This is a genomic window from Mycetocola sp. Y171, from assembly GCF_056713165.1.
In genome coordinates this window covers 768,965-790,125 of record NZ_JBWYGX010000001.1, presented here as the reverse complement: position 1 = coordinate 790,125, position 21,161 = coordinate 768,965, and the positions used below count along the sequence as shown (strand labels likewise).

Annotated in this window: 21 protein-coding genes and 2 tRNA genes; 14 read left to right on the top strand and 9 right to left on the bottom strand. The window is 67.6% G+C overall.

What is annotated here, in order from left to right; genetic code table 11:
* Nucleotides 1-52 precede the first annotated feature (52 nt).
* The 6 genes from AC1M2K_RS03725 to AC1M2K_RS03700 all read left to right on the top strand — a co-directional run bounded on the left by AC1M2K_RS03725 (nt 53) and on the right by AC1M2K_RS03700 (nt 5,865).
* Nucleotides 53-124 (top strand) — tRNA-Thr (locus tag AC1M2K_RS03725).
* 34 nt (nt 125-158) lie between these two features.
* Nucleotides 159-232, top strand: a tRNA-Met gene (locus AC1M2K_RS03720).
* Nucleotides 233-326: 94 nt separating this feature from the next.
* Complete coding sequence (locus AC1M2K_RS03715) at nt 327-1,139, top strand: patatin-like phospholipase family protein (protein ID WP_480239885.1); 813 nt, start codon at nt 327-329, stop codon at nt 1,137-1,139.
* A 60-nt stretch (nt 1,140-1,199) separates the two neighbouring features.
* Nucleotides 1,200-2,222: a 3-oxoacyl-ACP synthase III gene (locus tag AC1M2K_RS03710; RefSeq protein WP_480238069.1), complete on the top strand. Its 1,023-nt coding sequence runs from the start codon at nt 1,200-1,202 to the stop codon at nt 2,220-2,222.
* Complete coding sequence (locus tag AC1M2K_RS03705; RefSeq protein WP_480239884.1) at nt 2,219-4,882, top strand: alpha/beta fold hydrolase; 2,664 nt, start codon at nt 2,219-2,221, stop codon at nt 4,880-4,882. The genes AC1M2K_RS03710 and AC1M2K_RS03705 overlap by 4 nt, the downstream gene beginning before the upstream one ends.
* Nucleotides 4,879-5,865, top strand: coding sequence for an NAD-dependent epimerase/dehydratase family protein (locus AC1M2K_RS03700; RefSeq protein ID WP_480239883.1), 987 nt, complete (start codon nt 4,879-4,881; stop codon nt 5,863-5,865). Before AC1M2K_RS03705 ends, AC1M2K_RS03700 begins: the two co-directional genes overlap by 4 nt.
* 136 nt (nt 5,866-6,001) lie before the next feature.
* Here AC1M2K_RS03700 and AC1M2K_RS03695 read toward each other — a convergent pair whose 3' ends face one another.
* The 3 genes from AC1M2K_RS03695 to AC1M2K_RS03685 form a co-directional block, all read right to left on the bottom strand.
* Complete coding sequence (locus AC1M2K_RS03695) at nt 6,002-7,204, bottom strand: NAD(P)/FAD-dependent oxidoreductase (protein ID WP_480239882.1); 1,203 nt, start codon at nt 7,202-7,204, stop codon at nt 6,002-6,004.
* On the bottom strand, nt 7,201-7,401 hold the full coding sequence (locus AC1M2K_RS03690; protein WP_480239881.1) for a ferredoxin: 201 nt from the start codon (nt 7,399-7,401) through the stop codon (nt 7,201-7,203). Before AC1M2K_RS03690 ends, AC1M2K_RS03695 begins: the two co-directional genes overlap by 4 nt.
* A gap of 114 nt (nt 7,402-7,515) precedes the next feature.
* Nucleotides 7,516-8,019, bottom strand: coding sequence for an N-acetyltransferase family protein (locus AC1M2K_RS03685; RefSeq protein WP_480238064.1), 504 nt, complete (start codon nt 8,017-8,019; stop codon nt 7,516-7,518).
* Between the two features lie 75 nt (nt 8,020-8,094).
* On the opposite strand from AC1M2K_RS03685, the gene AC1M2K_RS03680 reads away from it, so the two are divergent.
* The 5 genes from AC1M2K_RS03680 to AC1M2K_RS03660 all read left to right on the top strand — a co-directional run bounded on the left by AC1M2K_RS03680 (nt 8,095) and on the right by AC1M2K_RS03660 (nt 11,673).
* Nucleotides 8,095-8,874: a sulfite exporter TauE/SafE family protein gene (locus AC1M2K_RS03680; RefSeq protein WP_480239880.1), complete on the top strand. Its 780-nt coding sequence runs from the start codon at nt 8,095-8,097 to the stop codon at nt 8,872-8,874.
* Nucleotides 8,875-8,957: 83 nt separating this feature from the next.
* On the top strand, nt 8,958-9,608 hold the full coding sequence (locus AC1M2K_RS03675) for a DUF937 domain-containing protein (protein WP_480238062.1): 651 nt from the start codon (nt 8,958-8,960) through the stop codon (nt 9,606-9,608).
* Nucleotides 9,609-9,679: 71 nt separating this feature from the next.
* Nucleotides 9,680-10,126, top strand: a complete 447-nt coding sequence (locus AC1M2K_RS03670) for an FAS1-like dehydratase domain-containing protein (RefSeq protein WP_480239879.1) — start codon at nt 9,680-9,682, stop codon at nt 10,124-10,126.
* On the top strand, nt 10,123-10,542 hold the full coding sequence (locus tag AC1M2K_RS03665; protein ID WP_480239878.1) for a MaoC family dehydratase: 420 nt from the start codon (nt 10,123-10,125) through the stop codon (nt 10,540-10,542). Before AC1M2K_RS03670 ends, AC1M2K_RS03665 begins: the two co-directional genes overlap by 4 nt.
* A gap of 6 nt (nt 10,543-10,548) precedes the next feature.
* Nucleotides 10,549-11,673 (top strand): UDP-N-acetylmuramate dehydrogenase, encoded by a 1,125-nt coding sequence (locus tag AC1M2K_RS03660; protein ID WP_480239877.1) that lies wholly within the window; start codon nt 10,549-10,551, stop codon nt 11,671-11,673.
* Between the two features lie 82 nt (nt 11,674-11,755).
* Here AC1M2K_RS03660 and AC1M2K_RS03655 read toward each other — a convergent pair whose 3' ends face one another.
* Genes AC1M2K_RS03655 through AC1M2K_RS03645 form a run of 3 tightly spaced genes read right to left on the bottom strand, consistent with a single transcriptional unit; the run spans nt 11,756 to nt 14,091 of the window.
* The gene (locus tag AC1M2K_RS03655; protein WP_480239876.1) at nt 11,756-12,973 is read right to left on the bottom strand and encodes a pyridoxal phosphate-dependent aminotransferase; all 1,218 of its coding nucleotides are present in this window, start codon (nt 12,971-12,973) and stop codon (nt 11,756-11,758) included.
* Nucleotide 12,974: 1 nt separating this feature from the next.
* On the bottom strand, nt 12,975-13,640 hold the full coding sequence (locus tag AC1M2K_RS03650; protein WP_480239875.1) for a winged helix-turn-helix transcriptional regulator: 666 nt from the start codon (nt 13,638-13,640) through the stop codon (nt 12,975-12,977).
* 10 nt (nt 13,641-13,650) lie between these two features.
* Entirely contained in the window at nt 13,651-14,091 is a 441-nt protein-coding gene (locus tag AC1M2K_RS03645) for a VOC family protein (RefSeq protein WP_480239874.1), read from the bottom strand.
* A 180-nt stretch (nt 14,092-14,271) separates the two neighbouring features.
* On the opposite strand from AC1M2K_RS03645, the gene AC1M2K_RS03640 reads away from it, so the two are divergent.
* Nucleotides 14,272-14,757: a DUF2975 domain-containing protein gene (locus AC1M2K_RS03640; protein WP_480239873.1), complete on the top strand. Its 486-nt coding sequence runs from the start codon at nt 14,272-14,274 to the stop codon at nt 14,755-14,757.
* On the top strand, nt 14,757-15,035 hold the full coding sequence (locus AC1M2K_RS03635) for a helix-turn-helix domain-containing protein (RefSeq protein WP_480239872.1): 279 nt from the start codon (nt 14,757-14,759) through the stop codon (nt 15,033-15,035). Before AC1M2K_RS03640 ends, AC1M2K_RS03635 begins: the two co-directional genes overlap by 1 nt.
* Nucleotides 15,036-15,051: 16 nt before the next feature.
* On the opposite strand, the gene aceB is transcribed toward AC1M2K_RS03635, so the two are convergent.
* Both aceB and aceA read right to left on the bottom strand, forming a co-directional pair.
* Nucleotides 15,052-16,722, bottom strand: a complete 1,671-nt coding sequence (gene aceB, locus AC1M2K_RS03630; RefSeq protein ID WP_480239871.1) for a malate synthase A — start codon at nt 16,720-16,722, stop codon at nt 15,052-15,054.
* A gap of 25 nt (nt 16,723-16,747) precedes the next feature.
* Complete coding sequence (gene aceA / locus AC1M2K_RS03625; protein WP_480239870.1) at nt 16,748-18,049, bottom strand: isocitrate lyase; 1,302 nt, start codon at nt 18,047-18,049, stop codon at nt 16,748-16,750.
* Between the two features lie 128 nt (nt 18,050-18,177).
* Between aceA and AC1M2K_RS03620 the strand changes: the two genes are divergently transcribed.
* Nucleotides 18,178-19,662, top strand: coding sequence for a helix-turn-helix domain-containing protein (locus tag AC1M2K_RS03620; protein WP_480239869.1), 1,485 nt, complete (start codon nt 18,178-18,180; stop codon nt 19,660-19,662).
* Here the strand turns inward: AC1M2K_RS03620 and AC1M2K_RS03615 are convergent.
* Nucleotides 19,655-21,142: a four-carbon acid sugar kinase family protein gene (locus tag AC1M2K_RS03615; RefSeq protein WP_480239868.1), complete on the bottom strand. Its 1,488-nt coding sequence runs from the start codon at nt 21,140-21,142 to the stop codon at nt 19,655-19,657. The two genes, AC1M2K_RS03620 and AC1M2K_RS03615, sit on opposite strands and share 8 nt — an antisense overlap.
* Between the last annotated feature and the right edge of the window lie 19 nt (nt 21,143-21,161).

The following is a 21,161-nucleotide window of genomic DNA, read 5'->3' as shown; positions in this document are numbered from 1 at the left end:
GAGGCACCCAGAGTGGTGCTATTCTCTACTGGTGCCATTTTGAAATGGTTGCGCCCCGATAGCTCAGTGGTAGAGCACTTCCATGGTAAGGAAGGGGTCGTCGGTTCAAACCCGACTCGGGGCTCGTTACTTTCTCGGACAGCCGGGCGAAGTTTCGCGGCAGGGTAGCTCAGTTGGTGAGAGCGCACGACTCATAATCGTGAGGTCGCGGGTTCGAATCCCGCTCCTGCTACGGGGAAAGGCTCTCAAAGCCTCTTCCCATGTGGCCCCGAGGTCTCGCCACCTCGGGGCTTTCTCCTTTCCTGACCGCGCGCAGGAGGAACCACGTGAGCGACGATCGCACCCTGGGGCTCACCCTCGGCGGTGGGGGCGCCTTCGGAGCCGCCCACGTCGGCGTTCTCCAGGTGCTTGCCGAACGCGGCATCCGTCCGGGGATCGCCACAGGGACCAGTTCGGGCGCGCTCGTCGCAGCGGCTTACGCCGCAGGCATCGAACCGTCGGCGATCGAGAATGCGGCGCTCGGGTTCCGCTGGCGCGCGATCGCCAGGTGGTCGTCCGTTCCCCGTTGGGGCCTGCTCGACACGGAAGCGCTCGCGGATGCGGTGCGCGGCGCTCTCGGCGTCGATCCGCTGATCGAGCAGCTTCCCCGCCGATTCGCTGCAGTCGCCACCGACCTTCGAACCCGGCGCACCGTGACGATCGACGAAGGACCGCTGAGCGTTGCACTGAGGTCGACGATCGCCGTCCCCGGCCTCCTCCCGCCCGTACGCCGCGGTGACGCGCTGCTGGCGGATGGCGGCATCCTCGACAACGTCCCGGTCGACGCCGCGCGCGCTCTCGGCGCATCCCGCACGATCGTGGTGAGGTTGCACGCCAAGTGGGAAAACGTGCGGATGATGCGAACCCAGAACCTCACCGCCGACCTCAGGCGCGACCCGTCGATCGTGCTGATCGAACCCGAGATGGAGGGGATGGCGCAGTGGACCATGCGCGATGTGCCCCGCCTCATCGCCGAGGGACGACGGGCGGCGACGGTGGCGCTGGACGCGGCCGCACGGCCTCCAGAGCGTGCAGGTGCAACCCCACCGGAAACTTCCGTCTCGGCCGCCAGAATGCAAGCCGGTCAACGTTCAGCCTGAGGCGACGTAAAATCGGTGGGCAGCATGTAGCCCGATCTTGCAATTCGACAGGGAGTCCCCGTGGACGGAAACGCGACCACCACGCACCGTAACGTTGCGTTGCTGTCTGTCACGAGCACCCTCGCCAGGCGCGTCACCACGTCGGAGGAGATCGACTCCAGGCTGAGTTCCGTCCTCACCCGCCTCAAACTGCCGACCGGGCTGCTGCAGCGCGTCGCCGGTGTGCACGAGCGGCGCAACTGGGACGACACCCAGTCCTTCGACCGGGCCGCCGTGGATGCCGGACAGCGCGCGTTGGCGTCCGCAGGTGTTTCCGCGGACCGGATCGGCCTCCTCATCAACACATCGGTGACCCGGAAACACCTCGAGCCGTCGGTCGCGGTCAAGCTGCACCACGGACTCGGCTTGCCCTCGTCTGCCATCAACTTCGACATCGCGAACGCCTGCCTCGGTTTCGTGAACGGCATGAGCCTTGCCGCCCAGCTCATCGACTCGGGTCAGATCGAATACGCAATGATCATCGACGGCGAAGACGCCGACGACATCCAGAACAACACCATCGAACGGCTCGGCCGTGACGGCATCAGCCGCAAGGACTTCATGAGCGAGTTCGCCAGCCTGACCCTCGGCTCAGGTGCGGCAGCCGCTGTGCTCGGCAGGGCGGATGCCAACCCCGGGGGTCACCGTATCCTCGGTGGCGTAACCAGGGCGGCCACCCAGTTCAACGAACTCTGCGTCGGCAGCGTCGATGGCATGTTCACCGACGCCAAGGCGCTGCTCAAGGGCGGGATGCAACTGGTCGTGTCCGCCTGGAAGGAAGCCCGAAGGGACTGGAGCTGGTCAGCCATGGACCGCTACATCATGCACCAGGTCTCCGACGTGCACACCAATGCCATCATCAAGGCCGTCGGCATCGACCGGACCAGGGTCCCGCTGACCTACCCGAAGCTCGGGAACGTGGGTCCTGCATCGATCCCGATCACTCTCGAGCGCGAGTCGGCGAGCCTTCGCGCCGGCGACCGTGTCCTGCTCATGGGGGTCGGCTCAGGGCTCAACACCGCGATGATGGAAATCGCCTGGTGAGCTTCCGACTGCCCGCCGCAGCCGGAACCCTTTCGCCGGCAGCGTCGCCCCCACCCGGCCTCGACGGGCTCGACCCGGCGTTCTCCCGGGTGGTGCGGGCCCGCGAGCGCGGAGCATCCGTCGATCGCGGGTGGCATCTCCTCGACAATGCCGACCGACTGGCCGAACTCGGTGTCGAACCGGTCGGCACCATCCTCGCCGTCCACGGAAACCCGACCTGGTCGTACCTCTGGCGGCGACTGGTCGACCAGGCGACGACCACGGCGGCTGCCGGCGGTGACGCCTGGCGGGTGGTCGCCGTCGACCAGCTCGACATGGGATTCTCGGAGCGCACGGGAACCGTGCGCCCGCTCGCGCGGCGGGTCAGGGATCTCGGAGACCTGACCGACGCCCTCGGCCTGGCCGGCAGGGTGATCACTCTCGGGCACGACTGGGGCGGAGTCGTGTCACTGGGCTGGGCGGTCGACCACCCAGACCTGCTCGCCGGGGTGATGCTTCTCAATACCGCTGTGCACCAGCCGGAGGCGCGGCCGATCCCGGCGCCGCTCCGGCTCGCACTTCGTCCGGGCGTTCTCAGCGCGTCCACCGTGTCGACGCCTGCGTTCCTCGAGACCACTCTCGCTCTCGCCCACCCGGCGCTGTCGGCGCAGGTCAAGGACGGCTACCGCGCCCCATACCGGTCGGCGGATCGGCGCGGAGGTATCGGCGGTTTCGTCGCAGACATCCCCGTCGCCCCAGACCACGAAAGCCGAGCCGAGCTCGATCGGATCGCCGACGGCGTCACCCGGTTCCGTGTCCCCGCGCTCATGCTCTGGGGCCCGCGCGATCCGATCTTCAGCGACAGGTACCTCGACGACCTCATCGACAGGATGCCGCACGCTGACGTCCATCGGTTCGAGGGCGCCGGCCACCTCGTTGCCGAAGACGTCGACTACGCGTCTGCTCTGCTCACCTGGCTGGGCGACAGCATCCGTACCCCCGAGACGATGCCGACCGTCGGCGCCATCCACGACCGCCCGCCGCTCTGGCACTATCTCGACGAGCTCAGCGACAGCGCCGAGACCGCCGTCATCGACATGGTCCCTTCGGGAGGCGACGCCCCGCGCGTGGTCAGCTGGCGGCTCCTGTCTCGGCGGGTGCGGCAGCTCGCATCAGGCCTCGGCCACGCCGGTGTGAAGAAGGGCGACCGGGTGTCGCTCCTCATTCCGCCGAGTGCCGACCTCGTCGCCGTTCTCTACGCCTGCCTTCGGATCGGAGCCGTCGTGGTTGTCGCCGACGCAGGACTCGGCCTCGGCGGGCTGACCCGCGCGGTCCGCGGCGCCTGCCCCGACCACGTCATCGGTGCGGCCCCCGGCCTCGCCGCCGCCCGCGCGCTGGGCTGGCCCGGCCAGAAGATCTCGACGGCGACCTTCCCCGCGCCGGTGCGTCGCGCGCTCGGGGTGTCGCACACCCTCGCCGAACTCATCCACCTCGGATCGGACGAACGGATGCCGTCGCCGCCGGCCGCCGACGACACCGCCGCCATCCTCTTCACCTCAGGCTCAACCGGCCCCGCCAAGGGGGTCGTCTACACGCACGCACAGCTCTCGGCCGTGCGCGACGCCCTGGCCGCCCAGTACGGCGTCGGGGTCGGGACGGGACTCGTCGCCGGATTCGCACCGTTCGCCCTGCTCGGCCCTGCCCTCGGTGCGCGCTCGGTCACGCCCGACATGGACGTCACCTCGCCGAAGACGCTCACCGCGACGGCCGTTGCCGCAGCGGTGAAGGCGGTCGACGCGACAGTGGTCTTCCTCTCCCCGGCGGCTGTGGCCAATGTCGTCGCGACGGCCGGGGACCTCACTGCAGACGACCACCGTGCCCTCGGCGGCGTCGAACAGTTCCTCTCCGCAGGCGCCCCGGTGTCCGAACCGCTCCTCGCCGCCATCTCGGCGCTGATGCCCGGCGCGACGGCACATACCCCGTACGGCATGACCGAAGGGCTGTTGATGACCGACATCACCCTCGACGGCATCCGCGACGCATCGGCTGACGCAACCGGTGCCGGCGGAGTCTGTGTCGGGACCCCCTCCGGCCCCACGCGCGTGCGGATCTCGCCTCTCGATGATGCCGGTGCAGCGACCAGCGAGCCGACGGATGCCCCACTCGTCACGGGCGAGATCCTCGTCTCCGCCCCACACGTCGAAGACCACTACGACCGTCTCTGGCTCACCCACCGCGCGAGCAGGCGCGGCGGGATCCCCGGAGAGCGCTGGCATCGCACAGGTGATGTCGGTCACCTCGACGCCGCAGGCCGGCTCTGGGTCGAGGGGCGGATGCCGCACGTCATCACCACCCCTGACGGCGTCGTCACGCCGGTCGGGCCCGAGCAGCGCATCGAGTCCGTCGCCGGGGTGGCCAGGACCGCCGTCGTCGGAATCGGCCCACGCGGCGTGCAACAGGTCGTCGCCGTGGTGGAGACCTCTCCCGTCGCACGCCGGGTCGGGCTCGCGTCACCGCAGCTCGCCGCCGCGGTTCGTGCTGCCGTCGACGTGCCGGTCGCTGCCGTGCTCGTCGTGCCGCACCTGCCCACCGACATCAGGCACAACTCGAAGATCAACCGGTCGGCGCTCTCGGAATGGGCCGGCGGCATCCTCTCCGGCGGGCGGATGGTCTCGCCGTGAGAGTCCTCGTCACCGGGGCCAGCGGCCTGCTCGGCCGCGCCGTCGCCGCCGAACTGATCTCCGCCGGGCACGAGGTCCGCTGCTTCCAGCGACGGGCGTCTGGCGTCGCAGGCGCCGAGGATCTTCTCGGGTCGGTCACCGAACCGGACGAGGTCGCTTCGGCCGTGAGCGGGCAGGACGCGGTCGTGCACCTGGCGGCGAAGGTCTCCCTCGCCGGGGACCCCGTCGAGTTCGATGTCGTCAATGTCGCGGGGACGCGCTACCTCATGGACGCTGCCCGTTCAGCACGCATCGAGAGGTTTGTCTACGTTTCCTCGCCGTCAGTGGCGCACGCCGGATCCTCGATCGTCGGCGACGACGCGCTCGCCGCCGATCCGTTCAGCGCCAGGGGAGATTACGCCCGCACCAAGGCTGAGGCTGAACTGCAGGTGCTGAGGGCCGATTCGGACGTTTTCCGTGTCGTCGCGGTTCGACCCCACCTGGTCTGGGGTCCCGGCGACACCCAGCTCGTCGAGCGCGTGATCGAGCGCGCCAGGCACGGCAGGCTTCCCCTGCTGGATTCGGGGGCGGCACTCATCGACTCGACGTATGTCGACAACGCCGCTTCGGCCATCGCTGCGGCACTGTCGCGTGTCGACGACATCCATGGACAGTCATACGTGGTGACCAATGGAGAACCCAGGCCCGTTGCCGAGCTGATCGCGGCGATGTGCGCGGCGGGCGGGGTCAGCGCCCCGCGGTGGCGGGTGCCGGCATCCGTCGCGAAGACCGCCGGGTCGATCATCGAAGCCGCCTGGCGGCTCAAACCGGGCACCGATGAGCCTCCGATGACCAGGTTCCTCGCCGAGCAGCTGTCGACGGCGCACTGGTTCGACCAGCGTCGGACCCGGGCGGACCTGCAGTGGACGCCGGCGGTGTCGCTCGACGAGGGCTTCCGCCGCCTCGCGGCCCACTACGGGCAGCACGCCGCCGATCGCCCCTGATCGGGATCAGTCGATCCGCCACAAAGCGCTGTAGCTGCTGTCGAGTCGCCACGATCCGTTGCACTTCGGGGTGATGGAGTGCACAGAGTGGCGATTCGGGCCCGCCCTGACTTCGCGAGCCGCCGCAGCCCCAAACTCAGGAATCGACGACCGACGCCCAGCTCTCACCGTCGACGATGTGCTGACGCCACTGTCGCACAGCCTTGGCCGCTCCGATGCCCATCACACCGACGAGTCGTCCGCCGCGTCTGAACAGGGCGATCATCCGGCGCTCGTCGAACGATCCCTCGACGACGCGCACCTCGTCGTAGCCGCGCAACCAGCCGTGGACCTGGAGTTTGTGGTCGTACTGGTCGGTCCAGAAGTAGGGAACCGCGGCGAACGGGGTGCTCTCGCCGTCGATCAGCCTGCGGGCGACGTGCATTCCCTGTTCGGTGGCGTTGGTGCGGTGCTCGACCCGCATCGACTGGTCGAAGACAGGGTTGTCCCAGCGGGCGACATCGCCGGCCGCATACACACCCGGTGCCGCCGACAGGTCGGGGGCGCACTCGATCCCGTCGCCGATCCGGATGCCGCTGCCGCGAAGCCAGTCGAGGTGGGGGGCCGCTCCGATTGCCACGAAGACCACGTCCGCGTGGAGTACCGAACCGTCGACCAGAGTGACGCCGCTGACCCGCCCGCCCTCTGCGTCGACCGTGGTGACGATCGATGCCGGTCCGGTGTGGAGTGTCACGCCGTGCGCACGGTGCAGCCGGGCCACCTGCTCGCCGACCGCGGTACCGAGGCTGCGCTCGAGCAGCGTTGCTGCACCGGAGACGACCGTGACGTCGACGCCGAGCCCGACGGCGGTCGCGGCCACCTCTGTCCCGAGGAATCCGCCCCCGACGACGATGAGACGACGGCCGGGCAACAGTTCACCCTGGAGGGCGACGGCGTCGTCGATGGTGCGCATCGTGTACACACCGGTGACGCCTCTGCTCCCCGGAAGGATGCGCGGCTGGACCCCGGTGGCGAGAACGAGCCGGTCGAAAGTCAGGTCGCTGCCGTCTGAGAGCGACAGGGTGCTGCGGTCCAGGTCCAGCCCGGTCGCGGCCACTCCGGAACGGAAGCCGACGGCCAGGTCGCGGAACTCGTCCTCGGTCTTCAACTGGACCCGGCCGGCATCCCATTCGCCGGACAGCAGGTGTTTGGAGAGCGGTGGACGGTCGTACGGCCGATGCGCTTCCGCGCCGATCAGTGTGACGTCGCCGTCGTACCCGTTCCGTCGCAGTGCGGCGGCGGTCGTCAGCCCTGCGGCCGACGCACCGACGATCGCGATGCTGGTGGGGTCACCGGTCATTCATCGTCCTGCAGGCGGAGGGCGGCCGACGGGCAACTGAGCACGGCGTCGCGAACGGCCTCGTAATTCTCGGCGTCCGGGTTCGGCGCGAGGAGGATGACCTTGCCGACCTCGTCGTCCTGATCGAACACGGCCGGGGCGAGAGTCACACAGACGCCGGCAGCGACACACACCTCGGTATCGGCAATAACCTTCATCGGGAAACCTCTTCTCTCCGGCGACGAGCTCTTCAACGCCTGGGACAATTCTGCCAGTCCCCGGCCGTCCGTCATCGCGCGGGCCAAATTCGCCGCTCTATTCGGCGGCGACTGTCAGGCAGCAGGGGTATCGAGCGCCCGGTGCATGACGTGCAGTCCGACGAGTCCGTCCGATGGGTGGTCGAATGCCTCGGGCACGGTGGCCAGGATCGTGAAGCCGAGCGACTGCCACAGCGCGATCGCCGCAGTGTTCGTCTCGACAACGGCGTTGAACTGCATGGCGTGGTACCTGTCGCGCGCCGCCCGATCGAGGACGTGGGTGGCGAGGGCCCGCCCCACTCCGCGTCCGGAAGCATTCGAGGCGACCATGAACCCCGCGTTCGCGACGTGGGAGCCGGCGGCCGGCTGGTTCGGGTGCATTTCCGCCGTGCCGAGAACCGTTCCGTTCTCGTCGACGGCGACGAAGACCCGCCCTCCAGGCTTCTCCATCCACCACGCTCGCGCGGCGTCCTCCGAGGTGTCCCTCGGCCAGCAGTAGGTTTCACCTGCGGCGACGATCTCCCAGAGGATCGGCCAGATCCTCTCCCAGTCGTCGGCGTGGGCATCCCGGATCAGCATGGCTCAACGCTACCGGGCATCGCCCGCCGCCGCCGGTGATAGCGTCGATGTGCACGGTCCAGAGCAGGGAGACGGATGCCGCAGCAGCACCCAACGCGATGGTGGATCGGTCTCGTTCTCCTCGGCCTCGTCGCCGGATTCCTGTCCGGGCTGTTCGGGGTCGGCGGCGGCATCCTCATCGTTCCCGCCCTTGTCCTCCTGTTCGGATTCGACCAGAGAGTTGCGGCAGGAACGTCTCTCGCCGCAATCGTGCCGATGGCCCTCGTCGGCGTGATCAGTTACGCGGTCGCAGGCTCTGTCGACTGGATCGCGGCGGCCCTGCTCGCCCTGGCAGCGATCGGCGGCGCCCAGATCGGCAGCCACCTGCTCAACCGGCTGCCCCTGCAGGCTCTGCGCTGGGCCTTCATCGGCTTCCTGGTCGTCATCATCGTGAGTCTCTTCCTCGTGATTCCGTCACGCGACTCCGTCATCGACCTGACCGTCGGATCCGTGCTCGGTCTGCTCGCACTCGGGCTCGTCACGGGGGTCCTGTCCGGTCTCCTCGGCATCGGCGGCGGAGTGATCATCGTTCCCATGCTCATCGTGCTGTTCGGCGCGAGCGACCTCGTCGCCAAAGGGACATCGCTCGTGATGATCATCCCGACCGCGATCTCAGGGACCCTCGGCAACCTCCGCCGCCACAACGTGGATCTTCGCGCGGCCGCGGTGATCGGGGTCGCAGCCTGCACGACGACGGCGCTCGGGGCGCTCGCTGCTGCTGCAGTGGATCCGGGCGTTGCGAACCTCCTGTTCGCCGCGTTCGTCGCCGTCATCGCCGTGCAGCTGACAGTGAAGGCACTGCGTACACCTCGCTGAGCAAGCCCCTATGCCCTGCCCCCGGCCGTGGCTAGCCTGAGGGACAGCGCCGCCCACAGGGGAGGCCGAGAGCGGAGGACCCGATGGCATCCATGGATGAACTGATGAGCCAGATCCCGATCGGCGATGTCGCCGCGAAACTCGGCGTCGACGAGCAGACGGCACGGGCCGCCGTCGAGCAGGCGCTCCCCGCTCTTGTCAGCGGACTGGAGGCGAACGCGCACGATCCCGGCGGCGCGGCATCCATCGAGAAGGCGGTGTCGAAGCATTCCCCGTCCCTCGTGGAGGGCGGCGTGGACCTCGCCGAGGTCGACACCGACGACGGAGACAAAATCGTCAGCCACATCTTCGGCCCGAATCGGGAACAGGTCGTCGCGACCCTGGGAACACAGCCCGCCGCAGCCAGCCAGGGAACAGGTGGCCTTGTCGGCAAGCTTCTCCCGATTCTCGCGCCGATCGTTCTCAGCTACCTGGCGAAGCAGTTCCTCGAACGGAAGCAGTCGACCGAGACGGCACAGCCGACCGAACCGATGCAACCGAAGCAGCCGAAGACCGAACCAGAGGGCGGCCTCGGCGGCCTGCTCGGCGGAATTCTCGGCGGCGGTTCGTCGTCCGAATCGTCCGAGTCGTCCGGCGGCGGGATCGGCGACATCCTCGGAGGGCTTCTCGGCGGCGGATCCGGAGGGGGAATCGGAGACCTGCTCGGCGGTCTGCTCGGCGCCGGACGCAAATAACCGTCGGGAGTGCCGCCCGCGGCGAGAGTGGGCGCAGGGAACCCGCGAAGGGCGCCGGGTAGGCTGGAGCCGTGTCAGTAAACCCCGAACTCCAGGGTCGCGTCTTCCCGCCGGCCCCGCCCTACCTGGTCGGACGGGAGAAGGTGCGTGAGTTCTCGCGCGCCGTCTTCGCCACCAGCCCGATCAACCTGGATCCGGATGCCGCTGTTGCGGCCGGTCACGCGGACGTCGTCGCTCCACCCACCTTCCCCGTCGTCATCCAGGAGCACACCCTCGCGCAGTTGCTCGGTGAGCCCGACGCCGGGATCGACTTCACCCGCGTCGTGCACGGTGACCAGCGCTTCACCTACTCGCGACCGATCGTCGCAGGCGACGAGCTCACCGCGACGCTCACTGTCACGAGCGTGAAGACCCTCGGCCCCCACGCCATGGTCACCGCGTCGTCGGAAATGCTCGACGGGTCAGGTGCCCACGTCGTCACCGCGATCTCCACCCTCGTCGTGCGAGGTGGCGAATGAGCGCCCCGCTTCTCGACAGCCTGACCGTCGGCGATGTCGTCGCCGAGCGGGAGTTCGCGCTCAGCCGGGATTCCCTCGTCCGCTACGCCGGGGCATCCGGTGACTTCAACCCCATCCACTACCGAGATGACGTGGCCGCATCCGTCGGGCTCCCAGGCGTTCTCGCCCACGGGATGCTCACCATGGGCTTCGCCGTCCAGCCGGTGGTCGACTGGGTCGGCGACCCCGCCCTCGTCGTCGACTACCAGGTCAAGTTCACCCGGCCCGTTCCTGTCGACCCCGAGTCGGGCGCGACCGTCTCCGTCACCGCGAAGATCGGTGCGCTCACCGAGACCACGGCCCGCGTCGACCTCACCGTGACGTTCGACGGCTCCACGGTGCTCGGCAAAGCCCAGGTCGTCGTTGCGCTGGGATAGGCGGCGATGACCGAGACGCTCGCCGACCTGACAACGCTGAAGGTCGGCGGCCCCGCCGTTCGCCTCGTCCGGGCGACCACCCGCGAAGAGCTCGTCTCCGCCGTCGCCGACGAGTGGGAGAGCGGCGAGGAGCCACTCGTCCTCGGTGGCGGGTCGAACACCCTCGCCTCCGACGACGGCTACGACGGCACGGTGGTTCTCGTCGCGACCAGCGGGATAGAACGGCTCGATGCACCCGCAGGGCGGGTGCGGCTCCGAGTCGAAGCCGGTGAACCGTGGGACGCGCTCGTGGCGACCGCTGTCGAGAACGGATGGAGCGGGATCGAGGCCCTCAGCGGCATCCCCGGCTCGACCGGCGCTGCTCCGATTCAGAACATCGGCGCATACGGGCAGGAACTCGAATCCGCACTCGTGTCGATCGATTTCCTCGACCGTGAGCGTTCCGAGGTCGTCCGCGTGCCTGCCGACGAACTCGCACTCGGCTACCGGACGTCCGTGCTCAAACGCCATGGTGGCTCGGTGCCCGAACGCGATGGCGTCGTGCTCGCCATCGAACTCGAGCTCGGCGACGACAGCGGGCTCAGCGCTCCGATCGGCTATGCCCAGCTCGCTTCGGCACTCGGTGTCGACCTGGGAGATCGACTTCCGATCGCAGACGTGAGGCGCACTGTTCTGACGTTGCGCGCATCGAAGGGCATGGTCCTCGACGCAGCGGATCCTGACACCTTCAGTGCCGGCTCCTTCTTCACGAACCCGATCGTCTCGGAGGCGTTCGCACGGTCGCTTCCCGCGGATGCTCCGCGCTGGCCGATCGCAGAGGGACACGACGACGCGGTCGTCATCCCGCTCGGCGAGTGGGACGGCACCGTGCCCACTCCGTCGTTCGAACACGACGCCCAGGTCAAGCTCAGCGCCGCGTGGCTGATCGAGCGCTCGGGCATCCGTCGCGGGTTCCGGCTTCCGGGGTCACGAGCGGGCATCTCGAAGAAGCACACCCTCGCCCTCACCAACACGGGTGGAGCGACCGCCGACGAGATCGCCGCGCTCGCGCGTTTCGTGCAGGCGCGCGTCGCCGCCGAGTTCGGAGTCGTGCTTCAGCCCGAACCCGTGTTCGTCGGCCTCTCGCTCTGACGCCACGCGCGGGTGTTTCGGCGTCGCGCGGGTGAGAAAACACCCGCGTAAGGCCGAACCACTCGCGCGAGCGCGGAGCGGGCTAGCCGAAGAGCTTCTGCAGCCGCTGCACGCCCTCGAGCAACGCGTCGTCGCCGAGTGCGTAGCTGAAGCGCAGATAGCCCGACGGTCCGAAGGCCTCACCCGGGACGGCGGCGACCTCGGCCTGGTCGAGCATGAGGTCGGCGAGCTCGAGCGACGTCGTCGGGGTGACCCCGCCCCACTCGCGACCGAGCAGTGCGGAGACGTCGGGGTAGACGTAGAACGCGCCCTGCGGCGTGGGGGTGTGGAAGCCCTCGATCTTGTTGAGTTCGGCGACGATGACACCGCGGCGGCGGTCGAAGGCCTGGCGCATGGCCACGACCTCGTCCTGCGGGCCGGTCAGCGCGGCGATCGCTGCCCGCTGGGCGACGTTGTTGACGTTGCCGGAAAGGTGCGACTGCAGGTTGGACAGTGCCTTGATGGCTGATGCCGGTCCGACGGTCCAGCCGACCCTCCAGCCGGTCATCGCGTAGGTCTTCGCGACGCCGTTGACGAGCAGGGTCTGCCCGGCCAGCTCTGGCACGGCCTCGACGATCGAGAGCGCCTTCGCGGCGGTCCTTGAGCCTGCCGAAGGGTAGGTGAGGTTCTGGTAGATCTCATCTGTGATGACCCAGAGGTTGTTCTCGAGTGCCCACTGTCCGATCGCGGCGGTCTGCTCGGGAGAGTAGACGGAGCCGGTCGGGTTCGACGGTGAGACGAAGAGCAGCACCTTGGTGCGGTCGGTCCGTGCGGCTTCGAGCTGCTCGACGGTGACCTGGTAGTTCTGGGAGGCGTCCGCGAACACCTCGACGGCGACGCCGTCGGCCAGGGCGATGACTTCGGGGTACGTGGTCCAGAACGGCGTGGGCACGATGACCTCGTCGCCCGGGTCGAGCAGCACCTGGAATGCCTCGTACACCGACTGCTTGCCGCCGTTGGTCACGAGAACCTGGTTGATGGATGCGTCGAGGCCGGAGTCCCTGCGGGTCTTTTCGACGATGGCCTCGCGCAGGTCGGGAAGACCTGCTGCAGGCGTGTACCTGTGGTTCTTCGGGTCACGTGCTGCGGCGACAGCGGCCTCGACGATGTGCTCCGGCGTGGAGAAGTCCGGTTCTCCTGCCGCGTAGCTGATGACGGGGCGGCCCTGGGCCTGCAGCGATTTCGCCTTGGCGTCGACCTTCAGCGTTGCTGATTCGGCGATGGCGGTGATCTTCTTCGAGAGTGTCGGTGGTGTGCTCACGTTAGAAGGGTACCGCCTGCGGGGCGAGGCTGAAGGTGGCGACGAAACGTCCGAGAAGCGCCGGGTTCCCGTCGAGAATGCGCACGATCCCCTGCTCGATGGCTGCCTCGGCCGTGACGTCCCCTGCGATCACCGCGTGGATGTCGGAACCCGCCGCGAAATGCAGGTCGGGGGGAGTGTCGTTCGGCGTCGGGGGCGAAACCCGCAGGGTCGCATCGTCCACACGGAGCGAGAGGTCGACGCCCGTGATGCGCGCTCGATAGGTGGTGGGCGGAAACGTGGAGGCGGCATCCGCCCGGAATGCTGATCGAAAATCCATCGTCATCGAGTCCGAGGTGATGACGTCGTCCACATCAGGCTCGCCCATGGCACGGAATCCCCACCGGCCGAGCGCCAGGACGACATCCTCGAGTTCGCGGCCGACGTCGGTGAGTTCGTAGACGATGGAGCGGAGAAGCGGGGCGCGTCGGATGACGCCGCCCTCCTGCAGCTCCTTCAACCGGGTGCTGAGGATGTTGGTGGGGATGCGAGGCAGCCCGGCCTTCAGGTCGGTGTAGCGTCGCGGGCCAACGAGCAGGTCGCGAACGATGAGCAGTGCCCACCGTTCGCCGACCAGCTCGAGGGCGCTGGCGACACCGCAGTACTGACCGTAGTTACGAGCTGCCATGGGTGGGCCCTCAGGCCTGGGCTCCCTGCCCTGCCATGTACGCTTCAGGTCCCTTCTCGGAGGCGACGGGATCCATGTAGAGGAATCCCAGGATGTTGCCGTCGGGGTCTTCGATATCGCGCGAGTACATGAACCCATAGTCCTGGGCCGGGCGGGGTTCTTTCCCTCCCGCGGCGATGCCCTTCTCCATGATGAGGTCGACTTCTTCGCGGTTGTCCCTGCTGAAGGCGATCGACGCCTGCGCGTGCGTCGTCGTGTCGATGATCGTCTTGTCGGTGAAGGTTCCGAGATACTCGCGGGTGAGGACCATGAAGAAGATGTTCTTGTCGATGACGACGCACGCGGCGTTCTCATCGGTGAACACCGGGTTGATGTCCCAGCCGAGGCCCGTATAGAACGCCTTCGAGCGCTCCAGGTCCGTTGTGGGGAGGTTGACGAAGATGTCGGTCACGAGAGACTCCTTTGACGATCCGGCGATGGCGGTCACCGCCCAGAGCCATGCTTGCAAAAAACAAGTAGATCGGTCAAGGGGCAATCCAGAGAAATTCCGAGGGCGGCCGCGGCTATCGAATGGATTGCACTATCTATTGTTTATCGATATGATTCTATCGACCGACATTAGGAGCATCTCATGGGCAAAGTCACCATCCTCGCGCTGCGCATCGTGATCGCGCTGGCGCTCGCCGGCTCACTCTTCGTGCAGGTGGTCATGATGCCGCTCGTGTGGGCCGACCTCGACGGAGCAGCGAACGGGGAACGGATCGCGTTCATCGCGATCCTCGTCCTCGGAATCGTGACCATGCAGGTCAGTGCCGTCTGCATCTGGCAGCTCCTGACCATGGTGCGGCGAGGGTCGGTGTTCTCGATCGCCGCCTTCAAATATGTGGATGTCGTGATCGGCGCGATCGCGGCGGCATCCGTTCTCACCTTCCTGCTCGCCGTGCTCCTGGCCCCTGGTGACGTGGCGCCCGGGATCGTCGGACTCATCTGCGGGGCCGCCCTGGTCATCGCGGGCGTCGCGCTGATCGTCCTCGTGCTGAGGGCGCTGCTCGCCCAGGCCGTCGCTCGAGAGGTCGAGGCGGAACGGCTGCGTTCCGAACTGAACGAGGTGATCTGATGCCCATCGTGGTCGACATCGACGTCATGCTTGCGAGGCGCAAGATGGCCGTCGGTACCCTCGCCGAACGCGTCGGGGTCACCCCCGCCAACATCGCCGTGCTCAAGAACGGCCGGGCAAAGGCGGTGAGGTTCACCACGCTCGAGGCTCTGTGCGAGGTCCTCGAGTGCCAGCCGGGAGATATCCTGCGCTGGGAGCCCGGAGAGTCCGACGGCGACGGATCACGGGAAAGGCCGGGCGACACGGACACCGTGTCCGCGTCGCCAGGCCCGGCCTGATCCGTCAGCGGGATGCCTACGCCAGGTCGACGAGGAACCGCGAGTACGCGCCGACCGTGAGGAAGGTCGGGAACTCGTCCCTCAGCGCCACGTCGCGGAACACCTCGGCGGCGTCGTCGAACCGGTCGCCGTCGAATCGGGTGACGTCGGCGAGCAGGTCGGAGAGGATGCCTTCGACCCGCTCACGGGTGATCGGGGTGCCGTCGTCCGTCCGCACGTCCTGATGGATCCACTGCCAGATCTGTGACCGGCTGATCTCGGCCGTCGCGGCGTCCTCCATCAGGTTGTCGATGGCCGCCGCGCCGATCCCGCGGAGCCAGGACTCGAGGTAGCGAACGCCGATCGAGACGTTGTCGCGGAGGCCGGCATCCGTCACCGCGCGACCGATGTGAACGTCGAGCAACTGCGCGGCGGTCACCTCGACGTCGTCCCGCTGCCGGCCGACCTGGTTCGGTCGCTCCCCAAGCACGGCGTCGAACTCGGCGCGGGCGGTGTCTATGAGGTCGGGGTGCGCGACCCAGGTGCCGTCGAAACCGTCACCGGCCTCGCGTTTCTTGTCTGCAGACACCTTCTCGATCGCGCGGGCCGTCACGTCAGGGTCCCTGCGGTTCGGGATGAACGCGCTCATTCCACCGATGGCGTGGGCGCCCCTGCTGTGGCAAGTCTTCACGAGAAGTTCGGTGTACGCCCGCATGAACGGCACGGTCATCGTGACTTCGCTGCGGTCGGGAAGCACGAACCTGGCACCCCTGCCTCGGTAGTTCTTGATGATCGAGAAGATGTAGTCCCAGCGACCGGCGTTGAGGCCTGCGCAGTGGTCGCGGAGTTCGTAGAGGATCTCGTCCATCTCGAACGCGGCGGGCAGCGTCTCGATCAGGACCGTGGCACGGATCGTTCCGTGGGGGATGCCTGAGCGCCGCTCCGAGAAGGAGAACACGTCGTCCCACAGCCGGGCCTCCTCGCTCGACTCGAGTTTGGCGAGGTAGAAGTACGGTCCCCGGCCGCCGTCGATGAGGGCCTGAGCGTTGTGGAAGAAATACAGGCCGAAGTCGACCAGGCTGCCCGATGCGGCCATCGCCTGTCCGGACGAATCGACGAACTGCAGGTGCTTCTCGACGAGGTGCCAGCCCCGGGGGCGCATCACGATCGTGGGGGTCTCACCGGTCGTGAGCCGGTACTCCTTCCCGTCGGCGCTGGTGAAGTCGATCTGCCTGCGGATGGCGTCGAACAACGACAGTTGGCCGCCGATGACGTTGGTCCAGGTGGGACTCGTCGCGTCCTCCTGATCGGCGAGCCAGACCTTCGCGCCGGAGTTCAGCGCGTTGATCGTCATCTTGCGGTCGGTCGGCCCGGTGATCTCGACCCGGCGGTCGTCGAGGCCGGGGCCTGCTCCGGCGACGCGCCAGGAGGCATCCGCCCGGATGGCGGCGGTGTCGTCCCGGAACTTCGGGTCACGGCCGTTGCCGATCTCGAAGCGGCGGCGCATCCGGTCCGCGAGGCGGTCGTGGCGTGAGCCGGCGAATCGCTGGTGCAGGTCGGCGAGGAAGGCGAGCGCATCGGGGGTGAGGATCTCGTCAAAGCGCTCGTGCACGCGTCCGACGAGCTCAATGCGTGGGCCCGCGGGCTGGTGGGTGCGGATGGGGGAGGCGGTCGGTGCCGGGGTGTGCTCGGCGAGCAGTGTGTTCATGATGAAGGTCCTTAGGTCGTGCGGGTCAGTGGAACTGGTCTTCTTCGGTTGAACCGACGAGCGCGAGGGTGGCGCTCGTCGGGTTCAGTGCCGTCGCGATCCGGTCGAAGTAGCCTGTTCCCACTTCGCGCTGGTGTTTCGTAGCGGTGTAACCGGACGCTTCCGATGCGAACTCGGCTTCCTGTAGTTCGACGTACGCGCTCATGGCGCGGTTCCTGTAGTCCTGGGCGAGCGTGAACATGGAGTGGTTCAGCGCATGGAAGCCGGCCAGCGTGATGAACTGGAAGGCGTAGCCCATGGCGGCGAGTTCCTTCTGGAAGGTCGCGATCTGCGCGTCGTCGAGGTGGGATTTCCAGTTGAACGACGGCGAGCAGTTGTAGGCGAGTTTCTTGCCGGGGAAGTCCTGGTGAATGCGCTCGGCGAACCGCCGGGCGAGCTCGAGGTCGGGTTCGGCCGATTCGACCCAGAGCAGGTCGGCGTATTCGGCGTAGGCCAGGCCTCGGGAGATGACGGTGTCGATGCCGTTGCGCACCTCGTAGAAGCCCTCGGCCGTGCGGGTACCGGTGAGGAACTCGCGGTCACGCTCGTCCACGTCGCTGGTCAGCAGTGTCGCGGCGAGGGCATCCGTTCGGGCGATGATGACGCTCGGGACACCGGCGACATCGGCTGCGAGCCGGGCGGCGTTGAGGGTGCGGATGTGCTGGCTGGTCGGCACGAGCACCTTGCCGCCCATGTGGCCGCACTTCTTCTCGCTGGCGAGCTGGTCCTCCCAGTGCACGCCTGCTGCTCCGGCCTGGATCATGGATGCCATGAGCTCGTATGCGTTCAGAGGGCCACCGAAGCCGGCCTCGGCGTCCGCCACGATCGGCGCCATCCAGTCGACGGTGGTCGAGCCGGTTTCAGCGAACTCGATCTGGTCGGCGCGGAGCAACGCGTTGTTGATGCGGCGGACGACGGACGGGACCGAGTTCGCCGGGTACAGAGACTGGTCCGGGTAGGTCTGGCCCGAGAGGTTGGCGTCGGCTGCGACCTGCCAGCCGGAGAGGTAGATGGCCTTGAGCCCGGCGCGGACCTGTTGCACGGCCTGGTTGCCGGTGAGGGCGCCGAGCGCAGGCACCCACTCCTCGGTGTGGATGAGGTTCCACAGGTTCTCCGCACCGCGGCGGGCGAGCGTCGAGTCCTCACGGACGCTGCCGCGCAGAGCGATGACCTCGTCGGCCGTGTAATCGCGGCGGACACCTTCCCAGCGGGGGTCGGCGTCCCACTCGAGCTGCAGTTCGGTTGCGTTCTGGGTCTGGTCACCTGGGCGGGTGTTCTCGGTGCTCATCGTCGTGCTCCTTCGGTTCGTGTGAATCGAGTCTGTGGTCCGCGCAACCGCCGCGGTCGGGATTCTTAAGTAGAAATATGGCTGTTCTTCTGTTTGGCGAAAGGACCACCGGATGGCACGATGACAGCATGAACAGCACCGCAGCTGAGCCTGTCTTCGTCGCCGCCGACGACGAGGGCGAGGGCGCCGTCGACGCCCTCACGCTCGGTCGGCGCATCCGGGACATCCGTCTCTCCCGCCGAATGACGCTCGAGCAGCTCGGCGCCGCCATCGACAGGGCCCCGTCTCAAGTGTCGACGATCGAGAACGGCAAGCGGGAGCCGCGGCTGTCGATGCTTCGGCAGATCGCCATTGCGCTCGGCACAACAACCGACGAACTTCTGCGAGACGAGGCGCCGTCGGAGCGCGCCGCACTCGAGATCGCGGTCGAGCGAGCACAGCGGGGCCCCGTCTTCTCGGCCCTCGGAATCCAGCCGGTGCGGGTGTCGAAGGGTCACAACGACGAGACCCTGCGGGCGATCCTCACGTTGCACCAGGAGGTCGAACGGCTGCACCGCGAACGGGCGGCAACACCCGAAGAAGCCAGGCGAGCCAACGCCCAGTTGCGCGCGACCATGCGCGCGAAGGACAACTACTTCCCAGAGCTCGAAGCGCGGGCGACTGAGCTGCTCGCCGCGGTCGGTCACTCCGGCGGGCCGGTGTCGCAGCAGCTCGTCGGCGACATGGCCAACCACCTCGGGTTCACGCTGCACTATGTCGGTGACCTGCCGCACTCGACCCGTTCGGTGACGGACAGCCGCAACGGGCGGATCTACCTGCCCACCCAGCAGTCCGCATCGAGGGACTCACGCTCGCCGGTGGTGCAGGCATTCGCCAGCCACGTCCTCGGGCACCAGGAACCGTCGAACTATGCGGACTTCCTCCGTCAGCGGGTTGAGACGAACTACCTCACCGCCGCCATCCTTCTTCCTGAAGCGGATGCCGTCCGGTTCCTCACCGAGGCGAAGAATTTCAGGCGCATCTCCCTGGAGGATCTGAGGGATGCCTTCGCCGTCTCGTACGAGACCGCTGCTCACCGGTTCACCAACCTCGCGACCGCGCGTCTCGGCATCCCTGTCCACTTCACGAAGGTGCACGAATCGGGCACGATCGTGAAGGCCTACTCCAACGACGGAGTGAAGCACCCCACTGATGCCCTTGGGGCAGTGGAGGGGACGACCGTCTGCCGTAAGTGGACCGCGTTCACCGTGTTCGCCGCGGAGGATCGTTTCAGCCCGTGGTACCAGTACACCGACAACCCCAACGGCACCTACTGGTGCACGTCGCGGATCGAGAAGGCCAAAGAGGGGGACTACTCGGTGACCGTCGGCGTGCCGTTCGAGCATGTGAAGTGGTTCCGTGGCCGTGAGACCACGAACAGGTCGCAATCCAGCTGCCCGGACGAGAGGTGCTGCAAGAGCGCTCCGAGCGAGCTCGCCGAGAAGTGGGCCCACCAGTCATGGCCGGCGGCACGGACACCGACAAGCCTGCTCGCAGCTCTCCCGACCGGAACCTTCCCCGGGGTCGACGAGGTCGAGGTCTACTCATTCCTCGAAGCGCACGAGCCTAGATGAGCGGGACCTGGGGGAGGCGGTCGCCGCGGAGGATCGACACGGCAGCGGCCAGCGTCCCGTCATCCCCGACGTTGCCGGCGAAGACGACGTAGGGGAGGCCGTCCAGGTCAGGATTCTCTCCGCCCTCGTTCAGCCAGAGCGAGACGATGCCGGGAAACAGCTGGCCGGCGACGGTCGCGCGCCGGATCTTGAGGCCGTCTGTCGCAACGTCACTCGACGTGATGCCGCCCTTGGCGAGTACCCACGCCGGTGGTGCTTCATGCACCGCAACCGAGGTGAGGCTGATCAGCGCCGCGGAAACCGTCTGGGCGATGACGAGACTGGAGTGGCCGGTGTCGCCGACGATCTGTGTCCTGCTCGAGGACAGAAGCGCGTCGGTTCGGCTGAGCGCGGCGGCGAGGGCATCGCCGCATCGGGAGAGCTCGTCCTCGGCACTGGCTGGATCGAGAAGCCGGGGCACATCCAGTTCGACGACGGCGATGTCAGGGAAGTCGTCACGCAGACGCGCCACCTGCCTCGTGGTCAGCTCGACGTGCGAGCCGACGACGACGAGTCCATTGCCAGGCCGGCTTCCTGCAGGGAAGATCTCGTCGTGCGTCAGCGGTTGGCGACCCGGTACCCCGAGGCGGGCGGCGACGAACGACGGGCCGCTCCTGGTGAGGATCCTGGCTCCCGCCTGCTCAGCGGCGAGGATGCCATGGGCCACGACGTCCAGGTCGCTGTCATCGAGTGCATTCACCACGACAGGGGCGGCATCCGCGCAGCTGAGAATGATGTCGCGGACGCGGTCGCTCCCTCCCAGGCGGATGTCGTCGAGACCGATACTCGTCACATCGCCCGCCCGTATTGCTCCGTGGGTCTTCTCCTCGACGTAGTCCCTGAGATTCGACGACGTGAATCCGAATGTCGCATCGCGGGCGTAACCCGACTGCCCGACAGGGGTGAACGTGCCGTCGCTTTCGGCATAGTGAACGTCTCCAACGGTGACCCGCCCGGCTGCGAGGTAGGCCGGGACGAGGATGAGTGCGTCGTATGGCGCACCCGCCACCCCTGCCTCGTCGATCAGCAGGTCGGTTTCGAGCGGGTAGTGACCACGCAGGGTCGAGTCGCCGCGCACGATGAGCGTGTAGTCCGCGCCCCGGTCGCGCGCCGCTTGTCTGATCTGCTCCGAAACATCCGCCATCGTCGCGCGCGCTTCGTCGTCGTTGAGGCCCCGCGTATTGGTGAGGACGAAGAATCCGTTGCCCGGCTGGTCGAACGCCCAGAGCAGGTCGTCACGGGTCCAGCGTGTCAGAACGGGGGTGTCGTGCACCGACTGGCTTCCGGTGGGATCGTCGTCGAGGACGATCACCCATCTCTGTGCGGCTGCGTTCGCGTCGCGGACACGGGCGCGGGCGTCCCCGGTCTCCACTGGCTCAGGCGCCGATGACCTCAGCTGTTCCGCGCTCTGTGGGACCAATGGTTCCGTGCCGTCGCTCATGCCGCTCCGTCCGCGTTCG